This is a genomic window from Clostridium sp., assembly GCF_032552055.1.
In the GTDB taxonomy this organism is placed as follows: Bacteria; Bacillota; Clostridia; order Clostridiales; family Clostridiaceae; genus Clostridium.
In genome coordinates this window covers 1-1,045 of the sequence record NZ_JAWGSV010000451.1, presented here as the reverse complement: position 1 = coordinate 1,045, position 1,045 = coordinate 1, and the positions used below count along the sequence as shown (strand labels likewise).

The 1,045-nt window shown below is 22.1% G+C and carries 2 protein-coding genes; both read right to left on the bottom strand.

All coding sequences use genetic code 11. The features are described 5' to 3' along the window. Positions 1 to 289, bottom strand: a 289-nt coding sequence (locus E6248_RS16355) for a hypothetical protein (protein WP_316341819.1), incomplete at its 3' end; no start/stop codon positions are given. Beyond that, on the bottom strand, positions 282 to 896 hold the full coding sequence (locus E6248_RS16350) for a hypothetical protein (RefSeq protein WP_316341817.1): 615 nt from the start codon (positions 894 to 896) through the stop codon (positions 282 to 284). The genes E6248_RS16350 and E6248_RS16355, both read right to left, overlap by 8 nt. Positions 897 to 1,045 lie beyond the last annotated feature (149 nt).

Here is a 1,045-nt window from a genome sequence, read left to right as displayed (position 1 = left end):
GAAATATATTAGAGAACAATAGAACTTTATTATATACTAAAACTGAATTTATTTTTTGCTCATCCTTATTTTCAATCATATCTGTTAGTATTAATAGTTGATCTAGCTTACTTAAGATTTCCTTATTATTTTTCTTACCTTCATAGCCTTTATTTAAACTTTGTAGTATCTCGTTCTTATTTTTTGAAAGTTCTAATTTAATATCTTCAATCACTACTTCACTGTAAATTTGCTTTAGTTTATTCTTTATATTTTCACTTATTAAATCCTCTTTTATATAACTATCCACCTAATAACTCCTCCTCAACTAATAATATTTTTTTAGTAATTATTGAAATGAACTCAAATCCTAATATTAATTCAAATTCATTTAAATTTTCATTATCTAACAACCTTAGAATAAATTTTCTTTCTCTAAAAAATTCTCTTCTTATATAATTAAATAACAAATAAACTAATCTTTCATCTTCCATAGATAAATCATTAAAAACATCTAATTTATTTTTTAATTCTTTGTATTTTCCCTTTTCAACTTCTATTATTTTTAGGCTTTCTTCCATAGCATTTTCTATATCTTCAATTCCTTTATGTTCTTCCAAAACAAAACCCTTACCATTTTTTACAAGTATAATTCTTTCATTTCTTTCTATATCTAAGGCTATATAAGTATTTTCTAAAGTATTAATACTTCTTTCAATAGCTCTCATCTTTACCTTATACTCTTTTCTTTTTTTTCTAATATAATTTAATGTCTTTGATTTTTCCTCAATTATTTTCTTATAAGAAAAGTCCTCCATATTATTATCTTTGTAATAGGTATTAACGTAAGCCTTAGTAGCTTTTTCTATAAATCTATTGCTCTCTATACTAATATTCTTTTCAATACTTTTAAGCAATTCTACCTACCTCTTTCATATTTGAATATACTCTTCAATACTTATGTCATGATTTTATATAATAATATGCTTTACCAAAACATAATATACCGAATTTAAAAAACCTATCTTTTAATAAATAGTTAAAACTTTTAAAACAATATATTCAA